This is a genomic window from Shewanella gelidimarina (assembly GCF_023283945.1).
GTDB classification, from domain to species: domain Bacteria; phylum Pseudomonadota; class Gammaproteobacteria; order Enterobacterales; family Shewanellaceae; genus Shewanella; species Shewanella gelidimarina.
Window position 1 is genome coordinate 229,507 of the sequence record NZ_JAKIKW010000005.1, and the last position, 23,182, is coordinate 252,688.

18 protein-coding genes are annotated in these 23,182 nt (G+C 43.6%); 10 read left to right on the forward strand and 8 right to left on the reverse strand.

The annotated features are described in order from the left end of the window. Window positions 1–44: 44 nt before the first annotated feature. On the reverse strand, window positions 45–3,143 hold the full coding sequence (locus L2729_RS06975; protein ID WP_248987619.1) for an EAL domain-containing protein: 3,099 nt from the start codon (window positions 3,141–3,143) through the stop codon (window positions 45–47). A gap of 397 nt (window positions 3,144–3,540) precedes the next feature. Then, window positions 3,541–3,981 (reverse strand): OsmC family protein, encoded by a 441-nt coding sequence (locus L2729_RS06980; protein ID WP_248987620.1) that lies wholly within the window; start codon window positions 3,979–3,981, stop codon window positions 3,541–3,543. 189 nt (window positions 3,982–4,170) lie between these two features. Here L2729_RS06980 and L2729_RS06985 point away from each other — a divergent pair, with 189 nt between their 5' ends. Beyond that, on the forward strand, window positions 4,171–4,617 hold the full coding sequence (locus tag L2729_RS06985) for a thioesterase family protein (RefSeq protein ID WP_248987621.1): 447 nt from the start codon (window positions 4,171–4,173) through the stop codon (window positions 4,615–4,617). Here the strand turns inward: L2729_RS06985 and L2729_RS06990 are convergent. Both L2729_RS06990 and L2729_RS06995 read right to left on the reverse strand, forming a co-directional pair. After that, window positions 4,614–6,107 (reverse strand): putative bifunctional diguanylate cyclase/phosphodiesterase, encoded by a 1,494-nt coding sequence (locus L2729_RS06990; RefSeq protein ID WP_248987622.1) that lies wholly within the window; start codon window positions 6,105–6,107, stop codon window positions 4,614–4,616. The genes L2729_RS06985 and L2729_RS06990 overlap by 4 nt on opposite strands. A 146-nt stretch (window positions 6,108–6,253) precedes the next feature. Next, window positions 6,254–7,096 carry an HDOD domain-containing protein gene (locus L2729_RS06995; protein WP_248987623.1) on the reverse strand — a complete coding sequence of 281 codons (843 nt, stop codon included), beginning with the start codon at window positions 7,094–7,096 and terminating at the stop codon, window positions 6,254–6,256. Between the two features lie 289 nt (window positions 7,097–7,385). Here L2729_RS06995 and trhP point away from each other — a divergent pair, with 289 nt between their 5' ends. Next, window positions 7,386–8,765 carry a prephenate-dependent tRNA uridine(34) hydroxylase TrhP gene (gene trhP / locus L2729_RS07000; protein ID WP_248987624.1) on the forward strand — a complete coding sequence of 460 codons (1,380 nt, stop codon included), beginning with the start codon at window positions 7,386–7,388 and terminating at the stop codon, window positions 8,763–8,765. A 56-nt stretch (window positions 8,766–8,821) separates the two neighbouring features. Further along, on the forward strand, window positions 8,822–9,070 hold the full coding sequence (locus L2729_RS07005) for a YfhL family 4Fe-4S dicluster ferredoxin (protein ID WP_101092635.1): 249 nt from the start codon (window positions 8,822–8,824) through the stop codon (window positions 9,068–9,070). A 55-nt stretch (window positions 9,071–9,125) separates the two neighbouring features. Here the strand turns inward: L2729_RS07005 and ubiT are convergent, their stop codons facing one another. Further along, window positions 9,126–9,638 (reverse strand): ubiquinone anaerobic biosynthesis accessory factor UbiT, encoded by a 513-nt coding sequence (gene ubiT / locus L2729_RS07010; protein ID WP_248987625.1) that lies wholly within the window; start codon window positions 9,636–9,638, stop codon window positions 9,126–9,128. A gap of 133 nt (window positions 9,639–9,771) precedes the next feature. Here ubiT and ubiU point away from each other — a divergent pair, with 133 nt between their 5' ends. Next, on the forward strand, window positions 9,772–10,773 hold the full coding sequence (gene ubiU, locus L2729_RS07015) for a ubiquinone anaerobic biosynthesis protein UbiU (protein WP_101092633.1): 1,002 nt from the start codon (window positions 9,772–9,774) through the stop codon (window positions 10,771–10,773). 28 nt (window positions 10,774–10,801) lie between these two features. Then, window positions 10,802–11,665 (forward strand): U32 family peptidase, encoded by an 864-nt coding sequence (locus L2729_RS07020; RefSeq protein WP_248987626.1) that lies wholly within the window; start codon window positions 10,802–10,804, stop codon window positions 11,663–11,665. A 2-nt stretch (window positions 11,666–11,667) separates the two neighbouring features. Here L2729_RS07020 and L2729_RS07025 read toward each other — a convergent pair whose 3' ends face one another. Then, window positions 11,668–12,354: a DUF998 domain-containing protein gene (locus tag L2729_RS07025; RefSeq protein ID WP_248987627.1), complete on the reverse strand. Its 687-nt coding sequence runs from the start codon at window positions 12,352–12,354 to the stop codon at window positions 11,668–11,670. 372 nt (window positions 12,355–12,726) lie between these two features. Here L2729_RS07025 and L2729_RS07030 point away from each other — a divergent pair, with 372 nt between their 5' ends. From L2729_RS07030 to olsF, 4 genes are all read left to right on the forward strand, one after another. Further along, complete coding sequence (locus tag L2729_RS07030; RefSeq protein ID WP_248987628.1) at window positions 12,727–14,271, forward strand: methyl-accepting chemotaxis protein; 1,545 nt, start codon at window positions 12,727–12,729, stop codon at window positions 14,269–14,271. Between the two features lie 356 nt (window positions 14,272–14,627). Next, window positions 14,628–15,983 carry a YjiH family protein gene (locus L2729_RS07035; RefSeq protein ID WP_248987629.1) on the forward strand — a complete coding sequence of 452 codons (1,356 nt, stop codon included), beginning with the start codon at window positions 14,628–14,630 and terminating at the stop codon, window positions 15,981–15,983. A 149-nt stretch (window positions 15,984–16,132) separates the two neighbouring features. Continuing rightward, a complete protein-coding gene (locus L2729_RS07040) occupies window positions 16,133–17,059 on the forward strand; it encodes a UDP-2,3-diacylglucosamine diphosphatase (protein WP_248987630.1) in 927 nt (308 codons plus the stop codon). A 41-nt stretch (window positions 17,060–17,100) separates the two neighbouring features. Beyond that, the gene (olsF, locus tag L2729_RS07045; RefSeq protein WP_248987631.1) at window positions 17,101–18,840 is read left to right on the forward strand and encodes a bifunctional ornithine lipid synthase OlsF; all 1,740 of its coding nucleotides are present in this window, start codon (window positions 17,101–17,103) and stop codon (window positions 18,838–18,840) included. 89 nt (window positions 18,841–18,929) lie between these two features. Here the strand turns inward: olsF and L2729_RS07050 are convergent, their stop codons facing one another. Together L2729_RS07050 and L2729_RS07055 are read right to left on the reverse strand one after the other, a co-directional pair. Next, window positions 18,930–20,312 (reverse strand): NCS2 family permease, encoded by a 1,383-nt coding sequence (locus tag L2729_RS07050; RefSeq protein ID WP_248987632.1) that lies wholly within the window; start codon window positions 20,310–20,312, stop codon window positions 18,930–18,932. A 496-nt stretch (window positions 20,313–20,808) separates the two neighbouring features. Beyond that, complete coding sequence (locus L2729_RS07055; protein ID WP_248987633.1) at window positions 20,809–21,078, reverse strand: YrhK family protein; 270 nt, start codon at window positions 21,076–21,078, stop codon at window positions 20,809–20,811. Between the two features lie 983 nt (window positions 21,079–22,061). Here L2729_RS07055 and L2729_RS07060 point away from each other — a divergent pair. Continuing rightward, window positions 22,062–23,099 carry a multiheme c-type cytochrome gene (locus tag L2729_RS07060; RefSeq protein ID WP_248987634.1) on the forward strand — a complete coding sequence of 346 codons (1,038 nt, stop codon included), beginning with the start codon at window positions 22,062–22,064 and terminating at the stop codon, window positions 23,097–23,099. Window positions 23,100–23,182: the final 83 nt, after the last annotated feature.

Sequence of the window (23,182 nt, forward strand, 5' to 3'; positions counted from 1 at the left end):
CTGCGATTCACTACTCAAGGAAAAACGATAACAGTAAGCTAACATCACTTATTTTTAGTATAAGCCTCAACTGCACTTTGCTTATGCTCTTGTGGTTCCTCAACGGTCACCTTTTGGGTCGCGGGAATAATACAGTTCGTTTCAAATTGCTCCGCAGGTACAGGCCTTGAGAACAGGTATCCTTGGCCATAGTCACAACCCGCGTCGAATAACACTTGTCGCTGGTAATCCGTTTCAACACCTTCTGCGATCACTTTCATTCCTAGCTTATGTGCCATCACAATAATCGCTTCACACAAGGTAGAGTCATCACTGTTGCTGTCCAAATTTTGGGTGAAAGACTGATCGATTTTTAAAAAATCAATGTCGAATTTTTTAAGGTAGGCTAAAGAGGAGTAGCCAGTGCCAAAATCATCAAGTGAGATCTGCATCCCAGCAGCACGGTACTGGGCGAGTTTATGGTATATCGTCTCATTACTATCAAGTAACAAGCCTTCGGTAATCTCTATGCAAATTGAGTGTCGGCTAAGATTAAGCGTTTTAAGCAGCGCTATCCAAGATTCAAAGCTCTCGCCTTCATCCCTAAATTGTACCGGTGATTTGTTAATACTGATCTGTACCTCAATTCCAAATCGATCGCGCCACAGAGCACATTGACGCGCGGCTTGTTGAAAGACCCAATCACCAATCTCAATAATCAGTCCTGTCTCTTCGGCGACAGAGATAAACTCTATCGGCGAAACAAGGCCACGCTTCGGGTGATTCCAACGAATGAGCGCTTCCGCTTTGATCGCATGATTATCCCCTAAACAGACAATGGGTTGATAATACAATTCAAACTCTTGGTTTGAAATCGCCAACCTGAGATCTTGAATTAAGCGCATCCGGTATTTAGCATTACGTTGCATTGACGGGGTGAAGTAATGGAATCGATTTCGACCTTGATCTTTAGCGGCGTACATCGCTTGATCGGCGTGTTTCAATAACCCTTCAATACTTGCGGCATCATCAGGATAAAGGGTAATACCAATACTGGCACTAATATACGCACTCTCTTCGCCAAGGTTAAAGGGCTCTGCAATGCGGTTAAGAATGTTTTGAGCGACTTTATCCACCCCTTTTATATCGGTGACACCAGAAAGTACCACAGTGAATTCATCACCGCCTAGTCGTGCAACAACATCGCTATCTCGAATACAGCTCTTCAAGCGCTTCGCGGCTTCGGTTAACAGTAAGTCCCCCATGTCATGCCCTAATGTATCGTTAACCTCTTTAAAGTAATCCAGATCAAGAAACATCAATGCGAAGTGTTTTTCTCGCCTATCTGACTTTAAAATCTCAGCGCCAAGATAGTCGAGCAACATTCGACGATTGGGCAATCCCGTCAGAGGATCATAATTAGCTTGCTTCCAGATTATCTGTTCAGCCTGTTTTTTATCGGTAATATCGGAAAACAGCGCCACTCGACGTTCAGTTTGTGCTTCAGCATCAAACAGTGTGTTAAGGGTTAACCACACCACAAACTCTTCACCATTTTTGCGCCTTAACCATGTCTCCCCCTGCCAGCGACCTGTTTCTTCTACTGACAATTCCATCTGCTCATATGCACTGCGATTATTTCGGTTACATTGCAAAACCTGAATGTTTTGCTGCTTAATTTCAACGTCGCTATAGCCGGTAATATCAGTAAACGCGGCATTTATATTGATGATAGTGCCAGCTTCATCTTGCACACTCATCGCTTCGCTACTGTTGTTATAAACCGATGCCGCTAACTTTAATGACTCTTCAACCCGCTTACGGTCGGTAATATCCGTATGCACACCGCACATACGTAACGGTTTATTATTTTCGTCTCGACTCACTATTTTTCCTGAATCCAAGATCCAGCGGATCTCGCCAGTATGAGAGTACATTCGATATTCAATTTTATGCTGTTCACTCACACCACTAATATGTTCATCTATCGAGCTAAGCACTCCTACTCTGTCTTTCGGGTGAATTGCCCGCATCCAAAGCTTGGGGTTATTATTGAGCGTAGTGACATCGCAGCCAAGCAAGTTGGCACTATGTTCGTTGCGCTCGACCTTATCATTAACAATATCCCAGTCCCAAAAACCTAGCTCACTGCTATCTAACACCAAACCCAATTGCTCTTGGCTGGCTAACATTGCCATTTCGGCTTGTTTTTGCGAACTTCGATTTAATAAACCAATAATGACTAATTCGACTTTGCCTTGATTTCTTTGGCAAGCCACTGTCATGTGGGTATACACAATAGAATCATCGTTAGCGATAAATCGAATATCAAGCTCGAACTCGTTGTTATCCCCCGCCAACATCTCTGAGAAGTAATGCTGATAAAGGTTAAAGTCATTGTGATGGATCAAGTCTGACCACAAGAGTTCAAGTAGCTCGGGTTCGCTGTATTGCAACATATGGCATAAATTTGGGTTTACTTTTATCCACTGATGCTGATTATCGGTAATCGCAATGCCCATGCTGCCCGCTTGAAAATGAGACTTAAACAACAGGTGATCTTGCAATTTTATTTTTTGGTCTCTTTCTATTTCAATCCGTCGGGATAACAACATTCCCAAGAACGCAGTAGTGATTGGAAAGATTATTAAAACAGGCAACGTTATCTGCCTAAGCATTGAAATAGCCGCGTCTAGCGGCATCACTAATCCCCACAGCAACACCAATGTATTAAGACTAAAACCGAATATGAGTAGCTCTCTAAAGCGAATATCACTGATATCGCCTTTACGATACTTTCCCCACAAATAGCCTACCAATGCCGATGTCATTATCGATCCAATGCCAGACCATACGCCAATCCCGCCCTCGCTTAAACGGAACAGACCGCTAATAAGCACGGCAACCAATGTCGGTATACCACCAAAAAACATGCCCGAAATACCGAGAATAACCGTTCTTGAGTCGAAGAAAGCGCCTTCACTATATTGCCAAGAACTCAGCATGACTGAAACAGCAATAACCCCAACGAGGGCGCCGATCCCAATTCTCCAAAGCACATCAAGTTCTCGTTTATGACTGCGAGGAAACGCGTCATAAACAAACACCATTGCTAATAACAATGCCGCATTTTGAATAAGCGAAAAAATTAAACTTTGATCCATAAAGTACGATTCATCCATGCAAACAATTTAATAGGGGTTACTAAGATTCTAGCAGAATAGAGGTGAAATAATATCCCCTAGCGCCTGTCCATTTTTTACTCAAGCCTTTTAGCCCCTGTGATCTAATATATTATTCGTTTCTACACATGTTTAGAAGAGCTTAGCGCACAGCGTTTTAATGAAAAACAGCATCAAATCACCAAGTTATTTAGACATATTTAACCGATAAATATATTACGGAATTAGGGGCACAGAAGAATGGGCATTAACGCCGATTTGAATGAGGGGGAATAACTTATTTTATGTGGCATCCATTTTTATATGACATAGCTTTACTCTAGGGGCAGCCCCGCCGCGCTTTCGACAACAGGGCGACCTAAACTAACATAGGCTAACGCTAAGCAACGGCGTGGGTTACCAAGGTTGGATTCAGCAAATTATCGTGAACCGGGCAACGGTGGCAAACAGTGTCCAAAAAAGTACTTTTTTGCTCATCAGTGAGTTGAATATCATCTTTCACCGCATCCATTGTGGCGATAATATCGATCACTTTAAAACCGACAGGATCATCTGAAGGTTTGCCCAGTAGTCCAGCGCTATTAAGCTGAGCTTTCATCGACATATCAAACTGCTGCAAATCAATTTTTTGCTCCCTCGCTACCATTTTTGCAATGGTGGAGATACATCCGGCCAGCGAGAAGACAAAAGTTTCCAGTGGGTTAGCACCTTCATTTCCAGCGGTCGGTTGATCAATCACCAGTAGATGCTCTCGTATTTGTGCGCTGACTTTCCAGCCCTCTCCCATTTGAGTGTTTACTGCTACAATTTTGTCCGCCATACTGACTTATCTCCATTAGATTTATTTCAATGAGAACATTCTAATGAATATATGGGTTAAAACTCAAATTAATCTCACACTTTTTGGCATTAATTAAAATATCGCTCTGGCATAGGATTTAAGCCGTTAACGCTTCCTATGCTAAGCTAGTGTCACTTTGATACGATTCATGACTAGACCACAACCAATATGCCCTCGACTAAGTCAGTACAACACAGTAAAACCTTTAATTTCCCGGTACAAATTTACTATGAAGACACCGATTTCTCCGGTGTTGTGTACCATCCAAATTTTTTAAAATATTTTGAACGAGCTCGTGAACATGTGATTGGTGCAAAAAACCTGGCAAGCTTATGGGATGAGCACGATTTAGGGTTTGCCGTTTATCGTACCGATATGTTGTGCCACGATGGCGTTGAATTTGCCGATATTATCGATATTAGGACGCGTTTCTACTTCGAAAGTAAGTATCGCACAGTCTGGTTACAAGAGATTTGGCGTCCAAATGCTAAAAAAGCAGCGGTAACAGCGTTAATTGAGATGGTGTGTATGAATAAAAACCGTCAGCTGAGCCCAATGCCACAAATATTGATAAACCGACTTGGAGAGGCTTTTTCTCAGCCGGTCACTTTCTAGCGAGTTGCTCCGGGCGATATCCCACTAAGCTGTGGCCACCTCATTTCAAGGTCGGTCGAAGTCAGTGGTTTAGCAAATATGTCGCCCTGAATTTTATCGACCCCCATCGGGATAAGAATCTGCCGTACCAATTCAGTTTCCACACCTTCAACCGTGACTTTAAAGCCTAGGCCTTTGGCTAATCGGATACTGGTATCCATGATATGTCTGGCATGCTCATCGGTATCTAAGCCTTCAATAAAGGCTTTATCTATCTTGACCTCGTCGACAGGTAAGTACTTGAGATACGCTAGAGAAGAGTGACCGGTGCCAAAGTCGTCAATCGCAATATCAACACCAATATTACGCAACTTATTGATTGCAATCACTGCGTTATCTATATCTTCCATTAATTTGCTTTCAGTTAGTTCGATGGATAATGCATTGGCAGGTAATTGATACTTGGTCAGCCTCGCTTCTATCTCTTCAAGCAACGATTGATTCTTTAAGTCTTGGGTTGATAGGTTGACCGCCACTTGCAAAACGATGCCCATTTGTCGCCATTTTGATTGTTGTAGCACCACTTGATCTAACACCCACTGGCTCACCATATCAATCATACCGGCGTACTCCGCTAGCGGGATAAACTCAGCAGGGGAGATAACGCCTAATGTTTTATGCTTCCAGCGCATTAGCGCTTCGACTTGAGTACAACTATTAGCGACACAATTTTGCTTAGGTTGGTACACCATATAAAGTTCACCGTCTTGTAACGCTTTAGCCAAGCTATTAATAATCGACACATCCCTTAGCTGCACGGCGTCATCACCGGCGGAGTAATGTGCGATGCCAATATCCAATACTTTAGCTTTTTTAAGCGCTAAATCGAGGCGACGTAGCATGGTGCTAATGTCAGCATGAAAACGTTCAAGTCCCAGGTGTCCTAGCTGAATACGCACGCTAATTGGACTGTCAAACACGCGGTAAGCTTGTTGTAAATACGCAATTAGCGTTGTTAAATCTGCGTCTGTAAAACCTGAGGGGGAATAGATGATAAATTCATCTTCATTCATTCTTGCGATAGTCGCGGGTTCGAGAAAATTAGCTTCAATCCTACTCGAGATTTGTTTGAGTAGTTCATCACCAAAGCTAAAGCCGAAAAGATCATTTACATAGCGAAAGCGATAGATGTCCAGCAGCACTAAACTGCCCTTTTCCAATGGCATCTGCTCAGCCAGCTTTCGCTTCATGCTTAAACGGTTACCCAGTCCCGTTAATTTATCGTGTCCTGCTTGATGTAACTGCAGTTGTAACTGCGACAGCATTTGCTCACTTTGCAGCAACGCTTGGGACATGCTCGATACGGTTAAATCACTTTCATTGGGTTGATGATTAGCCGATAAGCGCAATTTCATCAATTGGCGGCGACAAACTAAAAAACGCCAAAATACTGCAGCTAGCAGCAGTATAAGCACAATACACGTTATCGAGAGCAATCCAAATCTATCCATTAATGATGACTTTTACCGTTTCAATCTGAGGTGTTTTAAGCTGTTGTAGCAAACTGTATATAGTGAGTTCATTGGGAGGCAATAAGAAGCTATTTACGTCCCAATACTCAACCTCTTTGACTATAGCCTAATCTCTATCGCAAAGGTTATTCATAACTATTTTTAATCGAGTGATAGGTATCTAAAAAGCCATCACTGGCCAACACTTCTGGTGATACCGGTAATCCCCTCGCGCTGAATGCAGCCAGCCTTTCTTGTAACTCATTACCTGAGCGCAACTCACCGCTATACAGTGCCGCGGCTCGAATGAAATCAAGATAGCTAACATGGTCTGAGGTATAGGACAGATCAGCCCAACGTTCAACGACTTCCATAACACTGGGCGAAAAAGCCCAGTTTTTAAGCACTGCCCGACCGATAGGCCCTTGTAACTTACGCACTAAAGCACGTAATTGGTCAATGCCATTCACTAATTCCGAATCGGATTCAACTTCGGTAAGCACAGGTAAAGCACCAATATTGTGCACCAGACCGGCTAGCGTCATAGTATCGGCATTTAGGCCACTATTGGGGTGAGAGCGATTATAAATTTGTAACATTGCCACCGCTGCAGAGGTCACATTAATGGAGGATTGCCATACTTCATCCATCACTTCCCATACCATCTCATTGGTTGATATGAACAGTTGTTCCATCGCAATAGAGGTCACAATCGTTTTAATCTGAGTAAGTCCAATACGGCTAATGGCAGCATTAACATTTGAGGCCGGCACACCTCGGCTATAAATAGCGCTATTGGCGACGCGAATGATCCGTGCAGAGATGGCCGGATCTTGGCCAATAATATTAGCGACATCTTTTAGGCTAGTGTCTTCTCGGCCAACGACTTCTTGAACACGCATAGCCACTTCCGGCAGCGTTGGCAGCACTAATGAATCGGCTTTTAATTTTCTCAACAAACCCACTAATACTTGATGCTCTTTTGACATCCTTACTCCCTATATTACTCGTATTAATTTGCAGCTCGCCGAGTATATCAGCTCAATGCATACGGGCACGTGCAAAATAGTAATATAGGGTTAATACTTAGATAATTGCTTTAATAAAACCTAAATTACGCCAAAAATGATACCAGCGTCACAAGAACCCAAGATAAACGACTCAGAACGCCTCTATAGCCCTTATCATGTGCGGCTTGCTGCCTTGTATTAGCCTTTCAGCATTTAGTAGAATGTGCGGCCGTTTGCCTAATCCTTACCCGTTAACAGAGAAGTTATTATGTTTAAACCTGAATTACTGTCCCCAGCCGGAACCCTTAAAAATATGCGTTACGCCTTTGCCTATGGCGCTGATGCTGTTTACGCTGGTCAGCCAAGATACAGTCTTCGTGTACGTAATAACGACTTTAAAATGGAAAACCTTGCCGCGGGGATTAAGGAAGCCCATAGCCTAAATAAAAAGCTATACGTGGTCAGTAACATTGCACCGCATAACGCCAAGCTAAAAACCTATATCAAAGATATGGAGCCCGTTGTAGCAATGCAGCCTGATGCGCTAATCATGTCTGATCCTGGGCTAATCATGATGGTTCGAGAAGCATTCCCCGATCAAGTAGTGCATCTATCAGTACAGGCAAACGCAATTAACTGGGCGTCGGTTAAGTTTTGGGAGTCTCAAGGCATTAAACGGGTTATTTTGTCGCGTGAATTATCACTTGATGAAATTGAAGAGATCCGTCAGCGTTGCCCAGATATCGAATTAGAAGTGTTTGTTCACGGTGCATTATGCATGGCCTACTCAGGGCGTTGCTTGCTCTCTGGCTATATCAACAAACGCGATCCTAACCAAGGGACTTGTACCAACTCTTGTCGTTGGAAATACGATGTACATGAAGCTAAGCAAACAGAAACTGGCGATATCGTTGCCGTCAACCCAGAGGTGCAAATCGCGACGCCAACACTCGGCGCCGGCGAGCCTTCTGATCAAGTCGTGTTATTGCAAGAGGCCGGACGCCCTGGCGAATACATGCCTGCATTTGAAGATGAGCATGGTACTTATATCATGAACTCTAAAGATCTTCGTGCCATTCAGCATGTGGATCGCTTAACAAAAATGGGCATCAATTCACTTAAAATTGAAGGACGTACTAAGTCTTTCTATTATGTCGCCCGTACCGCTCAGCTGTACCGTCAAGCGATTGAAGATGCCGCCTCAGGTAAAGATTTTGATCGAACCCTAATGCACAATTTAGAAGGGCTAGCACACCGAGGTTACACCGAAGGTTTCTTGCGTCGTCATGTGCATGATGAATACCAGAACTATGATTATGGCTATTCCATTAGCGATACTCAGCAGTTTGTCGGTGAATTTACCGGTGAATGCAATGAAGCAGGCCAAGCTGAGATTGATGTAAAGAACAAATTTAGTGTGGGCGACAGCGTTGAAATTATGACGCCACAGGGCAATTTAACCCTCAACATTGATTCATTGGTTAATCGTAAAGGCGAGAGCGTTGAAGCCGGTCTAGGTTCTGGCCACTTTGTCTTTTTAGATGTGCCGGCTGGCGTAGAGCTAGACAAAGCCGTATTACTGCGTAACCTGCCCCAAGGGCAAAATACCCGTAATCCGCACCAAGCCGCTGACGCTGCAGCGAAATAGACTGAACAAACAAAAAGGCGCTTTATAATGCGCCTTGAAAAGGTATTAAGTAAACGATGGCATTATTAATCGACGACAGCTGCATTAACTGCGACATGTGTGAGCCAGAGTGCCCTAACGAGGCCATCACCATGGGCGAAGAGATCTATGAGATTGAACCGCTGCTTTGCACTGAATGCAAAGGTCACTACGATAAACCTACCTGTATTTCAGTCTGTCCTATCGATTGCATTGCCGTTGACCCAGACCACAAAGAGTCGGATGATGAACTGCTGGTGAAATACCATGTGATTACAGGTAAATAGGTTTTTAGCTGTTTGATATAAAAAGGTGCTTAACAGCACCTTTTTTTATGTCTTACTAAGCCATTTTCGGCTCTGCTTTTCTCTGCAAAGACTGCAGCGCTTCGGCAAGCTTAGTGATTGCGGCACTGATCACGGTGGGCATAGAATCAAATTCAACCCCCAGCAGTAGGTTTTTAATCTCAAGCCCGAGCTCGGTATCGCCCTCAATACTGAGTTTACGTTGGAAGAACAGCGTATCAGGATCTTCTTTCGCCGCGGCAATTAACAGCAGTGCCTTAGAGTTACTTTTAAAGGTCACTTCAGCACTTTGCAACGGACGGACTAACCAATGACCGTCGTAACTCACCTCAAAGGTTAACCCTAAGTCTTCAATATTGATCGCCACCCAGCGGTCGAGCAAAAAATCTAACTCATCATCTGCTGCCTGCTCGGCAAGCATCAAACCCAAAATACGTTTCAATAAGTCCGCTTTAAGCGAAAACGGAATAAGCGCTAAGGGCTTCGACAAGACTTTGGGGCCTATTTGCAGAATTTTTTCCGCCAAATGATTAGGAAGTACACCTTGCATTTAAAAATGCTCCAGCATTGATACAAAGAAACCGATCTTACCTATATTTTATGATCACAAACCTGTTTTACATCAAAAGTTTGATCTTCATTCCCTTTTAAACTCCTGTTTCCTTATAAATGGAGCCGAACCTATGGAACTGCTGTGCCCCGCGGGTAACCTCGCATCATTAAAAATCGCCCTCAATGCTGGCGCTGATGCGGTCTACCTAGGATTAAAAGATGATACCAATGCTCGTTCGTTTGCAGGGCTGAACTTTACGCCTAAAAAACTGCAACAAGCCGTTGAGTATACAAAGAGATGCGGCAAGAAAGTGTTCTTAACCATTAATACTTTCCCCAAGCCAGGCGAAGAAAGCCGCTGGTACCAAGCCATTGATTTAGCGGCAGCCTCTGGTGTTGACGCCCTGATCATGGCTGATATTTCCTTATTAGATTATGCCCACAGCCGTTACCCGCATCTGCCGCTGCACTTATCGGTACAAGCCAGTGCAACCAATCTGGGGGCGCTCACGCTTTACAAAGAAGCTTTTAATATCGAACGCGCCGTATTACCGCGGGTCTTATCGATGAAGCAGGTCAGAGATCTGTCTAAAGTGACCCCTGTCGATTTAGAAGTTTTTGCTTTTGGAAGCTTGTGCATCATGGCCGAAGGGCGCTGTCATCTATCATCTTACGTGACTGGGCAATCACCCAACACTGGTGGCTCATGCTCCCCAGCTAAACATGTACGCTGGCAAGAAGATGGCGGTAGCCGCCTGACGTGGTTAAACGACGTGCTCATTGATAAGTCCGGTGTCGATGAACAGATGGGCTATCCCGTGGTCTGTAAAGGCCGTTACACGACCGATGAGAACAGCAACGCCAGCCATATCCTTGAGGCGCCGACCAGCTTAAATACCTTAAGCCTACTGCCCGAGCTTGCCAAAGCCAATGTTGTGTCACTCAAAATTGAGGGACGTCAGCGCAGTCCGGCATATGTCGAACAAGTGACTCGCGTATGGCGCACTGCAATCGATAGCTATCTCTCGTCTCCTGAGAAATACCAAACACAGCAAGAGTGGAATGTCGCCTTGGCAAAAGTGTCTGAAGGGCAAACCACAACACTCGGCGCTTACGAACGAACCTGGCAATAGGCCATTTGCTTATCAACAAGGAAAGCCAATGAAAACATCTCTCGGGCCATTACAGTATTGCTGGTCAAAAGAAAAAGTTAATCAATTTTATCAGCAGGTGGCTGAAAGTAGCATTCCTGTGGTCTATCTTGGAGAAACGGTGTGCAGCAGAAGAAGACAACTCAAATTTGCCGATTATCTTGCGCTGGCACATATGTTACGAGAGTCGGGCAAAGAGGTTATCTTATCGACCTTAGCGCTATTAGAAGCGCCATCTGAGTATACCGAGCTTAAAAAGCAGGTGAGTAATGGCGAATTTATCATTGAAGCCAATGATATGGGCGCCGTGCAAGCAGCTAAAGAGCTGGGGCTACCTTTTGTTTGCGGACCAACCATCAATAATTACAACTTAGCGACACTAAAAAAACTGCATCAGTGGGGAATGCAACGCTTTGTGATGCCAATAGAGTTGTCAAAATCTTGGTTAAACCATGTTATCGAAGCTGAGGTTACCGCCACTGGTGCCCCACTGCCGTTTGAGATTGAAGTCTTTGCTCATGGGTACATACCATTAGCACATTCAGCCCGCTGCTTTACCGCCAAACAGCAGAATTTGCCCAAAGATAACTGCCAAACAGTGTGCCTATCGCATGCAAAAGGCTTGCTTGCGCAAACCCAAGATCAGCAACCGTTATTAAGGCTCAATGGTATTCAAACTCAATCAGCAAGCCAGATAGATTTATCCAGTGAAATAGCGCAAATGAAGCAGATGGGGGTGAACTACTTTAGAGTCTCGCCAAGTAGCTTAAAGAGTGTTGCGCTGGCAGAGAGTATCCTAACCAGCAAACCAAAAACAGAGCCACTAACTTGTAACGGCTATTGGCACCAAACCGCGGGGTTGGTGCACATATAATGTTAGCTGACTCTAGGTCGTAAGCTTAACATCACGCTAGCACTCCAGGCCACAAAACTGGCGATACCAACCCATTCAAAAATGGCGGGCCACCAAATGGCAGGGCGATGCACCTCGACCAAGAGTTCATGATAGAAAGCTCTACCGCCCTCTGTTAGCTCGAAGCCTAACAGGGGGACCAATAAGAAAGCTGACATATTCACAAACGCGATAATGGCTAAAACACTGGTCGAACGTGAAAATAAGCGCCCTCTACCAACGAATAAATACAGTCCGTAAAACATCGAACTGGCACTGCCGAAGATAAAGAAATACTTAATAGCCACAATATGTAAATGATAAACATTGATAGGGAACAAGCCGACCGCCGCTAAACAGAAGAATGTCAGTCCTAAGCAAGCAAAAAAGGGATAAGACCAAGATGAGTCCGCTATTTGCAATGAAAAAAGACAAAAGAGTACCGCGCTCAAGCTCCCGAAAAATAGACCACCATTAATAATCACCGCAAAGTCGGAGTGTCCATAATGACCCAACTCACTCAGCGTGTGGTTCAAAAAACTAAAGCCTTCACCGTCATACAGCTTAAATGTCAGTACCGACAACATCAAACCTAGCAATAGCCCAAAAATCCCGAGCATACCAAATCTAAATGCGAGTGTAGAAACCTTATTGTTTGTCCGAGCTACCATATATTCCTATTTTTATATTATTTAATGGCATCGTCTAATATATATCGAATTAGCCTTAGTTAAAGAGGTCTAGCTCAGATTTTTAACAACCATTACTAACACAAGATACGTAACATCCACGTTACTTTTATAGTCTACCGTCATTTGTTTTCAAGTTAAAACTCTGAAACAACTCAAACATTAACGCCGAAAAAGACAATACTGCCAGAAAGTTAGCTAAAAATAGTATTCTGTACGCATTGCTAATACTTCGTTAAAGAAATTAGTTAAACCTGAATAAAAATAAGTGTATTAATGCTATATTCCACACAATATATGTTGGTACATTTCCAACATATCGAGTAATCCCCTTTGCAGTCACATGGAATAATAATGACAAGAAACAATGCAAACATAGTCAACCAGGAAGTTAGACTAACATCTTCAGATCAATTGATATCAAGCACTGATAGACGAGGGATTATCACCTACGTTAATCAGCGATTTATCGAAGTATCAGGCTATACAGAGAAAGAACTGCTTGGCCAACATCATAATCTTGTACGACACCCTGACATGCCCAAAGCGGCTTTTAAAGAGATGTGGGCAAAACTCGAAGCGAGACAATCATGGCGTGGCATGGTTAAAAATCGCTGTGAAAACGGCCATTTTTACTGGGTTGATGCTTTTGTTTCGCCACTATTTGAACAGGGTGAGCTGATTGGTTATCAATCTGTGCGTGTTGCGCCTAAGGTCGAATACATCAATAAGGCGCAAAAAATTTATCAACGACTCAATTTAGATAAACGTGTTAGCGACCCTATTAGCTTAACCAATAAACGCCTACTATCTGCATTTTGTGCCAGCCTAGGTTTAGCGGCTGCTGGTTATATTTGGGGTTGGGGCGTAATTTTAGCCGGTATCGTGTTAATGGCCGTAAACCTTCTCATCTTTTATGACGAAGCCTTTCGTATTCCTGCTCGATTAATGCAGTTGAAACAGCAGCATGATTCTGTCAGTCGTTTTATATATTGCGGTCGAGACACCTCTTCATTGCTTGATTTTCAGTTAATGATGAAAGATGCCAAACTGCAAGGCGTGCTGGGACGCTCTCAAGATAATGCCGAAAATATTGATGCCATATCCACTCAATTAATGACTGCCGCTCAACAAGCCCATGTTGGGCTGGATATTGAAAACCAGCAAATAGAGCTAATCGCCAGTGCTACTGAGGAGATGGCCGCCACCATTACAGAGGTCGCTTCAAATATTCAATCAACCTCTAAACGCATTCAAGACACTTACCAGCTTTGCCATGAAAGCCGTGACAAAATGCAACAAAGTGCAGTCAGCATTAGTGAGCTAACTGATTCAGTGACAGAAGCAGCGGCGAATGCACAATTACTAAACAAAGAAGCGGAGCGAGTAGCCAGTGCAATGTCTGAGATTGATGCCATTGCCGAACAAACTAATTTATTAGCGCTCAATGCCGCTATCGAAGCCGCAAGGGCCGGTGAACAAGGGCGAGGATTTGCGGTTGTTGCAGATGAAGTTCGTGCGCTATCGAGCCGCACGCAACAGTCAACAGAAAGCATCTCTAAGAGTGTCAATAAGATGTTTACCATGCTGACTCAGTGGTCAAAACAGATGGATGAGAGTAAGTCACAAGCATTGTTATGCACTGACGATGCCGAAGTTTCAGCGCAAAAAGTCGACACTATTTTTGAAGCCGTAAAAAATATTCACGATTTAGCGCAACAAAATGCCGTTGCCGCAGAGCAACAGACCTTGGTTGTCGGTGAAATAAACCGAAATATTAGTCACATTAGCCAAGCATCAAATGAAAATTTAGGCGCTATTGATGTGGTTGAAACATCGGTTAAAGCGTTAAAAATTAATGCTGAAAAAGCAAAATCTTTGAGAAAAACATTTAGTTAGTTTGCCCTCCGTAATAAGTGTTGTCGTTACCACTAGTGGGTAGCGACAACATCTGCCACACAAAACAATCAACAACTACGAAACATAAACAAACCATTGTTTTAAATGAATTTAAACAAAAAATATTTTTGTGCTTTTGCTACTTATTCCGATACAATATAAATAGTCATTTAGAGTTAATAACTATTCGCTAGTCTTGATATGTTCTATATAACAAGAGAATCGTTTTACTTAGATGTTTTAAGGCGGTAACCTCGCCTGCTAGCGGTTGAATGAATATTCAATACATTATTTGCTTAAGTACCAATTCAGCTTTAACGCTGTAAAGCAAAACTCGATATTTAGGGTAATAAAAAGTGTCAGAAAAACAAACCCATAACATTAAAACCATACTTACGTTTATTGTGCCATCACTGATCGGTCTACTCTTATTCATGACCCCAATCAGTTATCAAGACGCAATCACCATTCCAATTGCGATTATCTCTAAAGGTCTACAAAGCCTGCTGGGTGACGCTCTCATCGGCATTGTCACCGCGATTGTTATCTTTACTGCTTTGGCATCATTAGTCGTTAAAGTCGCACAGCCTAAATTTGTGACTAAAAGCGTTTTTTTAAACTCTTTGTTTAATGTCACCCCTATTTGGTTAGTGATCCGCATACTCGGTGCCATCTTTATCAGCTTAACCTTCTTCGAAGTCGGTCCTGAAGCCATTCGCTCTGGTAGCACTGGTGCACTGGTTCTCAACGACCTATTGCCGGTACTGTTTTCTGTCTTCTTATTTGCTGGGATGTTACTGCCGCTATTACTAAACTTTGGTTTGCTGGAGCTATTAGGCACACTGCTGACTAAAGTCATGCGTCCTATCTTCAATCTGCCGGGTCGAAGTGCCATTGATTGTATGGCATCTTGGTTAGGAGATGGCAGTGTCGGCATCTTGATGACCAGCAAGCAATACGAAGCGCGCTTCTATACTCAACGTGAAGCTGCTGTTATTGGTACAACATTCTCAGCAGTATCGATAACCTTCTCACTGGTGGTTATCTCGCAAGTTCAGCTAGAGCACCTATTTGTCCCTTTCTACCTCACGGTGTGTTTTGCCGGTTTTGTTGCAGCGATAATAGTGCCTAAACTGCCACCCCTGTCGTGGAAAAAAGACCTCTATATTGATGAAACACCCCGCCATAAAGATGATGAAGTCATCCCTGCTGGCCATGGCGTATTCTCTTGGGGTTTAGATCTAGCACTGACCAAAGCCTCTCGCGCTGGCGGCATCAAACATACATTGACCGATGGTGTTAAAAACGTAGTTGATATGATTTTTGGTGTGATCCCAGTGGTGATGGGAATTGGTACCATCGCCTTGATGGTTGCCGAATTCACGCCAATCTTTAACTATCTTGGTATGCCGTTTATCCCGCTACTGGAACTATTACAAGTACCAGAAGCTGCTGAAGCCTCTAAAACAATTGTGGTGGGTTTTGCGGATATGTTTATTCCGGCCATTCTTGCCAGCTCTATTGAGTCAGACATGACCCGCTTTATTATTGCGGCACTGTCAGTCACGCAGCTTATCTATATGAGTGAAGTTGGCGCACTATTGATGGGCAGTAAAATCCCTGTTAATTTCCTTGAGCTTGCAGTGGTCTTTATCTTGAGAACACTAGTGACCTTGCCTGTTATTGCAGGGATCGCCCACCTGATTTTCTAGTTTTTATAGAGAAGCAGTCAAGGTCAATAATCGGAGCGCATAAGCGCTCCTTTTTTTTGCCTCGTCATCAACATGCCACAAATAGTTCATCAGCTAGTCAACTGCCACTTTTACTCTATTGTCATATCCCCGCTTTCACTGGCAGGACAATGGAAAACAAACAGCAAGGAATTGCCACAACAGCACTCGACAACAGGCTTGGAGGCCGCAGCCTACCGCCGCAGAATGACACGGTTAAGCCCATAAATAGCGCCAGATTGAATCAAGCACAACACTATAATGCCATTTGGCTTTCAGACGTTCACCTTGGCACTAAAGACTGCAAAGCTGAGTATCTACTGCAACTGTTAAATTCGCTCCAAACAGACACCCTGTTTCTGGTCGGCGATATCTTTGACATATGGGCGCTAAAACGAAAATTCCTTTGGCCTCAATCACATAATCTCGTTCTACAAAAACTGCTCAAAATGGCACGAGAAGGCACACGTATTGTGTACATTCCGGGCAATCACGATGAAGCCCTAAAGCCCTACGATGGATTTTGTCTGTGGGACCTTACCATTACCAAAGAGCATATTCACACCACAGTGTCAGGACGTAAAGTGTTGATATTACATGGCGACCAATTTGACTCTGAAGTGTGTATTGGCCGCGCTTACGCCAAATTAGGCGATCACCTTTATGACTTCCTGTTATTCCTAAATCGCCAACTGCATAAGGTACGCAGCCAATTAGGGTATCCGTACTGGTCACTGGCCAGTTACGTCAAACTCAGAGTCAGTAAAGCACAACAAGCCATTAAAAATTATCGCAGCGCCGTCACCCGCTATGCAAAGCGCATGGAAGTGGATGTTGTCGTTTGTGGTCATATCCACCAGCCCGAACTCACGGTTACCGACAATATGGTTTACGCCAATGACGGTGATTGGGTGGAAAACTGCACTTTTATAGCGGAGTCCGATGCGGGTGATATCCAACTGCTGAAATGGCAAGAAGCCACAGCCTGTGCCCGACTTATCAGCGTCATTCAATTTAGCCACCACTCAGGTTCACCAATGATAAAGCGCGTAGCTTAGGCTCATATCTGTTCATAGCAGCTCATCAATAGGGTTTTATTATGATTTTCAATGTCGACAATGTTGTAGAACAAAACTTACCCATGCTCGATAAAACCCCTTGGCTAGCCACGCCCACCAAGGCGATGCTGCGTTACCTACTCAAAGAGAAAGAGTGTAATGACATCGCTAATCAATTCTCCTATTTAAAGGGGGTTGATTTCGTCGAGCAGGTACTCAATAGTTTCAATTTCAACTACAGCGTGCCCAATAGCGAAATAGAAAACATCCCTATTGAAGGGCGGGTTGTCATCTATGCCAACCATCCTATCGGGTCTCTTGATGCCTTAGCCATGATAAAACTGATCAGCAAGGTGAGACCCGACATAAAAGTGGTCGCCAATGAACTACTGATGGCACTTGAACCGCTGCACTCAATACTGCTGCCGGTTCGTAATATGACGGGTGGCACGCCCAAACAGCACCTCAATAATATCCATCAGCATCTGCGAGATGAAGGTGCGCTATTGATTTTCCCCAGTGGCGAGGTGTCACGGCTTCGACCAACAGGCGTGGTTGACCTGCACTGGCATTCTGGTTTTTTAAAGATCGCTAAAGCCTGTAACTCCCCGCTGCTGCCTATGCACGCTGATGCTAAAAACTCAGCAGCGTTCTACGGCGCCTCAATGCTGTATAAACCACTGGCCAGTTTGATGCTCGTAACAGAGATGTTTAAGCAAGCCAAGAAAACCATGCCCGTACGCATTGGAGAGTTAATTCCTAAAGAGGTGGTTAATAGCTCAGATTTCCCACTGAAAACAAAAGTTAAGCTATTAAAAAATCATCTCTACCGTATCGGCAAAAATCGCAGTCCGCTGTTTACCACCCAAAGTGCCATTGCTCATCCTGAGTCTCGCGGTGAGTTACAAACGGCACTTTTACAGTGCGAGGTCCTAGGCGAAACCAGCGATAAAAAGAAGATTTACCTCTATCAACACCAAGCAAGTAACCCGATTATGCGCGAAATAGGACGACTGAGAGAGATAGCTTTTCGGGCTGTTGGTGAAGGCACTGGCAATCGCAGAGATACCGACAAATACGACTCCTACTATCAGCACTTAGTGTTATGGGACCCCGTAGATATGGAAATCGTCGGTTCATACCGTTTTGCCGGTGCTAAAGAGGTTCATCAACAATATGGTAATGATGCACTTTACAGCCAATCATTATTTAAATACCACAGCAACTTCACCCCCTACTTTGAACAAGGTTTAGAGCTTGGGCGTAGCTTTGTGCAACCCAAATATTGGGGTAAACGCAGTTTAGATTACCTCTGGATTGGCATCGGCGCCTTTTTGGTTAAAAACCCACAATATCGGTACCTGTTTGGTCCCGTATCGTTAAGTGATCAACTGCCAGAACCCGCCAAAGAGTGCTTAATCCACTTTTATAAAATGCAGTTCGCCAGCGAGCAACCACTGGCGCACTCTTTTAGTCCGTTTATTTTTAACGAAGATAAACTGCAATTACTTAATCGCCAATACGGCCAGCTTGAATATGCCGAAGGCTTTAAATTACTCAAGCAAACGATGGCCAGTATGGGCACGGCGGTGCCTGCACTCTATAAACAATATGGCGAGCTTTGTAATGACGATGGTGTCAGCTTTCTTGATTTTGGCATTGATGCTGAGTTTGGGGATTGCATCGATGGCTTGGTGTTGGTTGATACGCATAAATTGAAACACAAAAAACGCAGTCGCTACTTTGATTGTCACCGACCAGAACTTGGGGCGGTAATCTAGTCCCTTATGTTTGTCGTTAGTCGGTGCTTACGTTGCTAACAAAAAGGCCAGCCTCACGGGCTGGCCTCAATATTCAGTCGGCAAACGGATTAAATCGCCCAACCGCCCAGATAGAAAGCCACTAAACCAAGCGTAATGGCGATAACGCCAAGTCGCAGTTTGCGCCACTCGCCGCTGCATATACGGCCAATCACCAAGGTGACAAACCCAAGCATTATCCCTGTCACAATATTACAGCTTAAGATAATAAACACAGCGCAAGTCAGACCCGCCATCGCATCCACTTTATCGTCAAAATCAAGCTTAGTCACGTTGCTTAGCATCAGTAGTCCAACATACATCAGCGCTGGCGCCGTTGCATAAGCCGGCACTAGAAAGCTTAATGGCGCCAAGAACATCATCATTAAAAACAGCAAGCCAACAATGGTCGCCGTCAGGCCCGTTTTACCCCCCGCTGCGGTTCCGGCTGCAGATTCAATATAAACGGCAGCGGGAGCGCCGCCGACAACACCAGCAACAATACTGCTGACAGAATCTGACGTCAGTGCTTTACCACCACCCACTATATTGTCGTTCTCATCCAGCAGTTCTGCTTGCCCAGCAACAGCACGGATAGTACCAGTAGCATCAAAAATTGCCGTCATCACCAACGCCAACACAATCGGCAGTACCACAGGGTTCAGCGCGCCCATAATATCGAGCTGGCCGATCATTGATGTTTCAGACATCAAGTCAGGCAATGCAAATAAGCCTTGGTAAGTTACGCTAGGATCAAATATTAAACCAAAGATTGATAAGCCGACAATCACCAGCAATATGCCACCAGGCATGCCACGGCGCTCAAGCCCTATCGTCGCCGCAAGACCAACAATCGTGGCGATCACCGGCAAGCTATTAATATCACCCAGCTTGACAGGTAAGCCAGCATCATTCGATACAATCAATTGCACGCTATTGGTCGCAATAAGCAGTAAAAACAGACCAATACCAATGCCCGTGCCGTGAGCAATACCTTTTGGCAGATTAGTCAGTACCCACTGACGAATACCGGTGACACTCACAAGGGTAAATACGATACCCATAAGAAAAATAGCGCCAAGCGTGACAGGAATCGATATGCCCTGCCCCAGCACCATACTAAAGGCCGTAAATGCCGTGAGTGATATTGCACAACCAATGGCCATCGGCAAGTTAGCCCATAACCCCATGAGCAACGACCCAAACGCGGCAATTAAGCAGGTAGCAATAAATACCGACGCTGGATCAAATCCCGCAGTACCAAGCATGTTAGGCACCACAATTACCGAATAAACCATCGCCAAAAACGTGGTTAAGCCAGCAATGACTTCACGTTTTAAGGTACTTCCACGGGCAGTAATATTAAAATAGCGATCCAAAAATGAATCAGAGGCAGACACAGCGGCAGAGCTAGAGTTAGAGTTAGAGCTAGAGAGAGTCTGTTCAGACTTCATAGTAGTTATACCTTTTGATCTCTTAAATATCAGTAAACCAATGGTTATTCATTGGCGATATGGCTATGGCAGGTAGAGCCCCAAACGAGATTGACTTGGGTGAGAGATCCACTTGGCGCTGATAGCGTTAGTGACCTGCGAGTATTGGTGTGAACACATTTGTGATACACAATGTCTGGTAAAATTTACTCTTACCAACATAGCCTTTGTTGGCGCGGAGTTTACAACAATCAGCAATAAGGGAACAGGAAGCAGCTAACATTTTTGTGTTACATCAATAAAAAAACAGCCTCGAAAGAAAATAGCGTGTTCTTTCTGGCGCACAATAAGATGGTGTTAAGTATCGTGACAACAATCTTTCATTATTTATTTCAAGTAACCAATTACAGGTCTTAGCACTGTAATTGGAAAAGCAGTAACGTTGACAGCAGCCAACGCACAGAGGTCTGATTGAATGGCTTTGTTATATTGAGTCATTAAAACTCAAAGAGCCCGCTCACCCCCTCATTTTTGAGTCATAAACTCGGCTTACATGCACGAGACTTATCAGTTTTAATGTTGGCTTGATAAGCAATTGAGCACTGCCGACGATGAACAACCAAGTACCACTTTCAACCAATGAGGCCGTGAGAAAGAAAAAACTGCCGATCAAAAACCACACTGCTATTAGTAAATCATTTATCGCACCCAGCAGTTCATATCTACGCTGAATAATGACGTGCTTTTCGACTGGGTTTAACGTCAATTGATTACCATCTGGATTCATAAAATGTCCTTAATTGTTACTCATACTGAACAAGAATATTCGTCTTTCTCTTCCAATGCCCGCTTGAGCAACGAACCCAAAGCGACAACTATGTTGGTAATGATAAATACTGAAGAGGGATCAAACCTCGCTTTAGCAAGCATATTAGATACTACAACATCTCAATAAACCATCGTTAATAACATCGTTAAGTCAGCAATGACGTCACGTTTAAACCTCTTCCACTGGTTGTCATATTGAAATAGCGATCCAAAAATAAATTAGAGGCAACAGCCAGGGTGAAGCGCCACAACCTTGATCAAACGTATCTTGATATATTTGTGTTGTGATTTAAATCATCAACTAACAAACTTTGAGGCGTAAGTGAGTTCGCTTCAAACCGAAGTGCTTCCAATGACCTACGGTCGGCGTATGTACAGACGCACTGAGGCTCGCTGCGAGTAACTCTGGCCTCCATGGACGGAGGCAATGCCAAATCCTATCAGGGACAGAATTGGCCATGTGAGTTCGGCCATGACGAACACCATCCTTGTTTAAAAGCCAGTTAGCATTACTGTATATAAGCCTACAATTACGTTGAACTCGAGTAAGTATTGCCGCCAGTCACAAACTGGTTATTTGAAAACCTCGCTAATACCGTATAGAGCGCTGCTAACTTAAAAGATACACACCACCTATATCAGTTTGTTTAGTCCCTTTGTCGTTTAACTTCTTTGTTATCTGTTGTTTAAGTATAAAAAGTATCTTTTTTATATCTACCGCACTCTTAATACATACACGCAAAAACATGTCAACAAAGTTGTCCCTTTTTATTGACAACACCAACAAAAATCACATTCCGAATAAGACTTAGTCATATGCCGAATGATCTAAATTCTAGTTTATGATTTAATCACGCTCGCAAAATGGTCCATATCGGACCAACCAATTTTCATTGATGGTGAAATTGGTAAATCATAAAAACTAAAATAACAGGATGATGTATGAACAGAGTGTTCACCCAACCGTTAGTGTATACAGCGGTAATGATGTCTTTATTATCAGGTTGTAGTGATGGTGATGATGGAAAACCGGGACTAGATGGAAAACAAGGTCAAGATGGAAAACCTGGAAACCCCGGCTTAATTATTGCTACATCTGCAGAGCAACTATCATTAAAGTATTTAGACGCTAGTATAAATGATGACGGTGCAAGTACAGCAAAGTTCGAGGTATTAAACGAGCTAGATTTACCTGTAGTTGGAATTAATAGTGTTAGTTTTATTAAGGCTCAGTTGCTAAACAATCCAAAAGGTTTTTCTGAGTTTCAATATTTAAGTGATCTAGACTGCACTACAGCAACAGATAGCTGCTTAACAGATCATGGTGATGGAAGCTACACAGTTACAGATTCCAAGCAGCAAAGCCAATATGATAAAAGTGTTCCACAGAGATTTGTATTGTCGTTAAGCAAACATAACGGCAACACGATTTATTCAGAGAACTTAATACCCGAAATCGCGAAAACAATCGATTTTATGGTTGATGGATCTGAATTGACCTCTACCCGAAAAATAGTAACTACAGCTTCATGTAATGAATGCCATACCGATTTGGCATTTGCCAAGAATGGCTATGAAGGAGAGTCCCATTATACTAATGACATCAATGGTTGTATTACTTGCCATGCTGATGGCAATGATATTAACGGGGCGAAGGGAGAACAGCTTAGCTCTATTACGGGATTCGCCCACGAGTGGCACAACACTCTGCATGGTGAAAAAGTAAGAATCGCCTATGACTGCACTAGCTGTCATGCCACAGAAAACACAGCTGAACTCCCCAATGCTAGCGATTGGTTAAGTGATACAGCCAATGATAAAGCTTGCCTAAGTTGTCACCCAGCTGAAAGTTTAAAGCATAACGCCAATCTAGCTCTTAATTGTTCAGCTTGTCATTCAGTTGAGCAGATACACACTAAAACGAGCAAAGTAAAAAAGGTAACACTAGACACTAATGCCGATCAGTTAGTCAATATTTGATCGGTTGACCGATCTTCTCAGCATGCGAAAATCCGAATGTATTCCTTACATTCGGATTTTTTATGGACGTATCTCAAGCACTC

What these genes read in the sequence shown, in the direction of transcription:
- L2729_RS06975 (WP_248987619.1), bottom strand. Translation starts at nt 3,143, where the DNA reads ATGGATCAAAGTTTAATTTTTTCGCTTATTCAAAATGCGGCATTGTTA.
- L2729_RS06980 (WP_248987620.1), bottom strand. Translation starts at nt 3,981, where the DNA reads ATGGCGGACAAAATTGTAGCAGTAAACACTCAAATGGGAGAGGGCTGG.
- L2729_RS06985 (WP_248987621.1), top strand. Translation starts at nt 4,171, where the DNA reads ATGCCCTCGACTAAGTCAGTACAACACAGTAAAACCTTTAATTTCCCG.
- L2729_RS06990 (WP_248987622.1), bottom strand. Translation starts at nt 6,107, where the DNA reads ATGGATAGATTTGGATTGCTCTCGATAACGTGTATTGTGCTTATACTG.
- L2729_RS06995 (WP_248987623.1), bottom strand. Translation starts at nt 7,096, where the DNA reads ATGTCAAAAGAGCATCAAGTATTAGTGGGTTTGTTGAGAAAATTAAAA.
- trhP (WP_248987624.1), top strand. Translation starts at nt 7,386, where the DNA reads ATGTTTAAACCTGAATTACTGTCCCCAGCCGGAACCCTTAAAAATATG.
- L2729_RS07005 (WP_101092635.1), top strand. Translation starts at nt 8,822, where the DNA reads ATGGCATTATTAATCGACGACAGCTGCATTAACTGCGACATGTGTGAG.
- ubiT (WP_248987625.1), bottom strand. Translation starts at nt 9,638, where the DNA reads ATGCAAGGTGTACTTCCTAATCATTTGGCGGAAAAAATTCTGCAAATA.
- ubiU (WP_101092633.1), top strand. Translation starts at nt 9,772, where the DNA reads ATGGAACTGCTGTGCCCCGCGGGTAACCTCGCATCATTAAAAATCGCC.
- L2729_RS07020 (WP_248987626.1), top strand. Translation starts at nt 10,802, where the DNA reads ATGAAAACATCTCTCGGGCCATTACAGTATTGCTGGTCAAAAGAAAAA.
- L2729_RS07025 (WP_248987627.1), bottom strand. Translation starts at nt 12,354, where the DNA reads ATGGTAGCTCGGACAAACAATAAGGTTTCTACACTCGCATTTAGATTT.
- L2729_RS07030 (WP_248987628.1), top strand. Translation starts at nt 12,727, where the DNA reads ATGACAAGAAACAATGCAAACATAGTCAACCAGGAAGTTAGACTAACA.
- L2729_RS07040 (WP_248987630.1), top strand. Translation starts at nt 16,133, where the DNA reads ATGGAAAACAAACAGCAAGGAATTGCCACAACAGCACTCGACAACAGG.
- olsF (WP_248987631.1), top strand. Translation starts at nt 17,101, where the DNA reads ATGATTTTCAATGTCGACAATGTTGTAGAACAAAACTTACCCATGCTC.
- L2729_RS07050 (WP_248987632.1), bottom strand. Translation starts at nt 20,312, where the DNA reads ATGAAGTCTGAACAGACTCTCTCTAGCTCTAACTCTAACTCTAGCTCT.
- L2729_RS07055 (WP_248987633.1), bottom strand. Translation starts at nt 21,078, where the DNA reads ATGAATCCAGATGGTAATCAATTGACGTTAAACCCAGTCGAAAAGCAC.
- L2729_RS07060 (WP_248987634.1), top strand. Translation starts at nt 22,062, where the DNA reads ATGAACAGAGTGTTCACCCAACCGTTAGTGTATACAGCGGTAATGATG.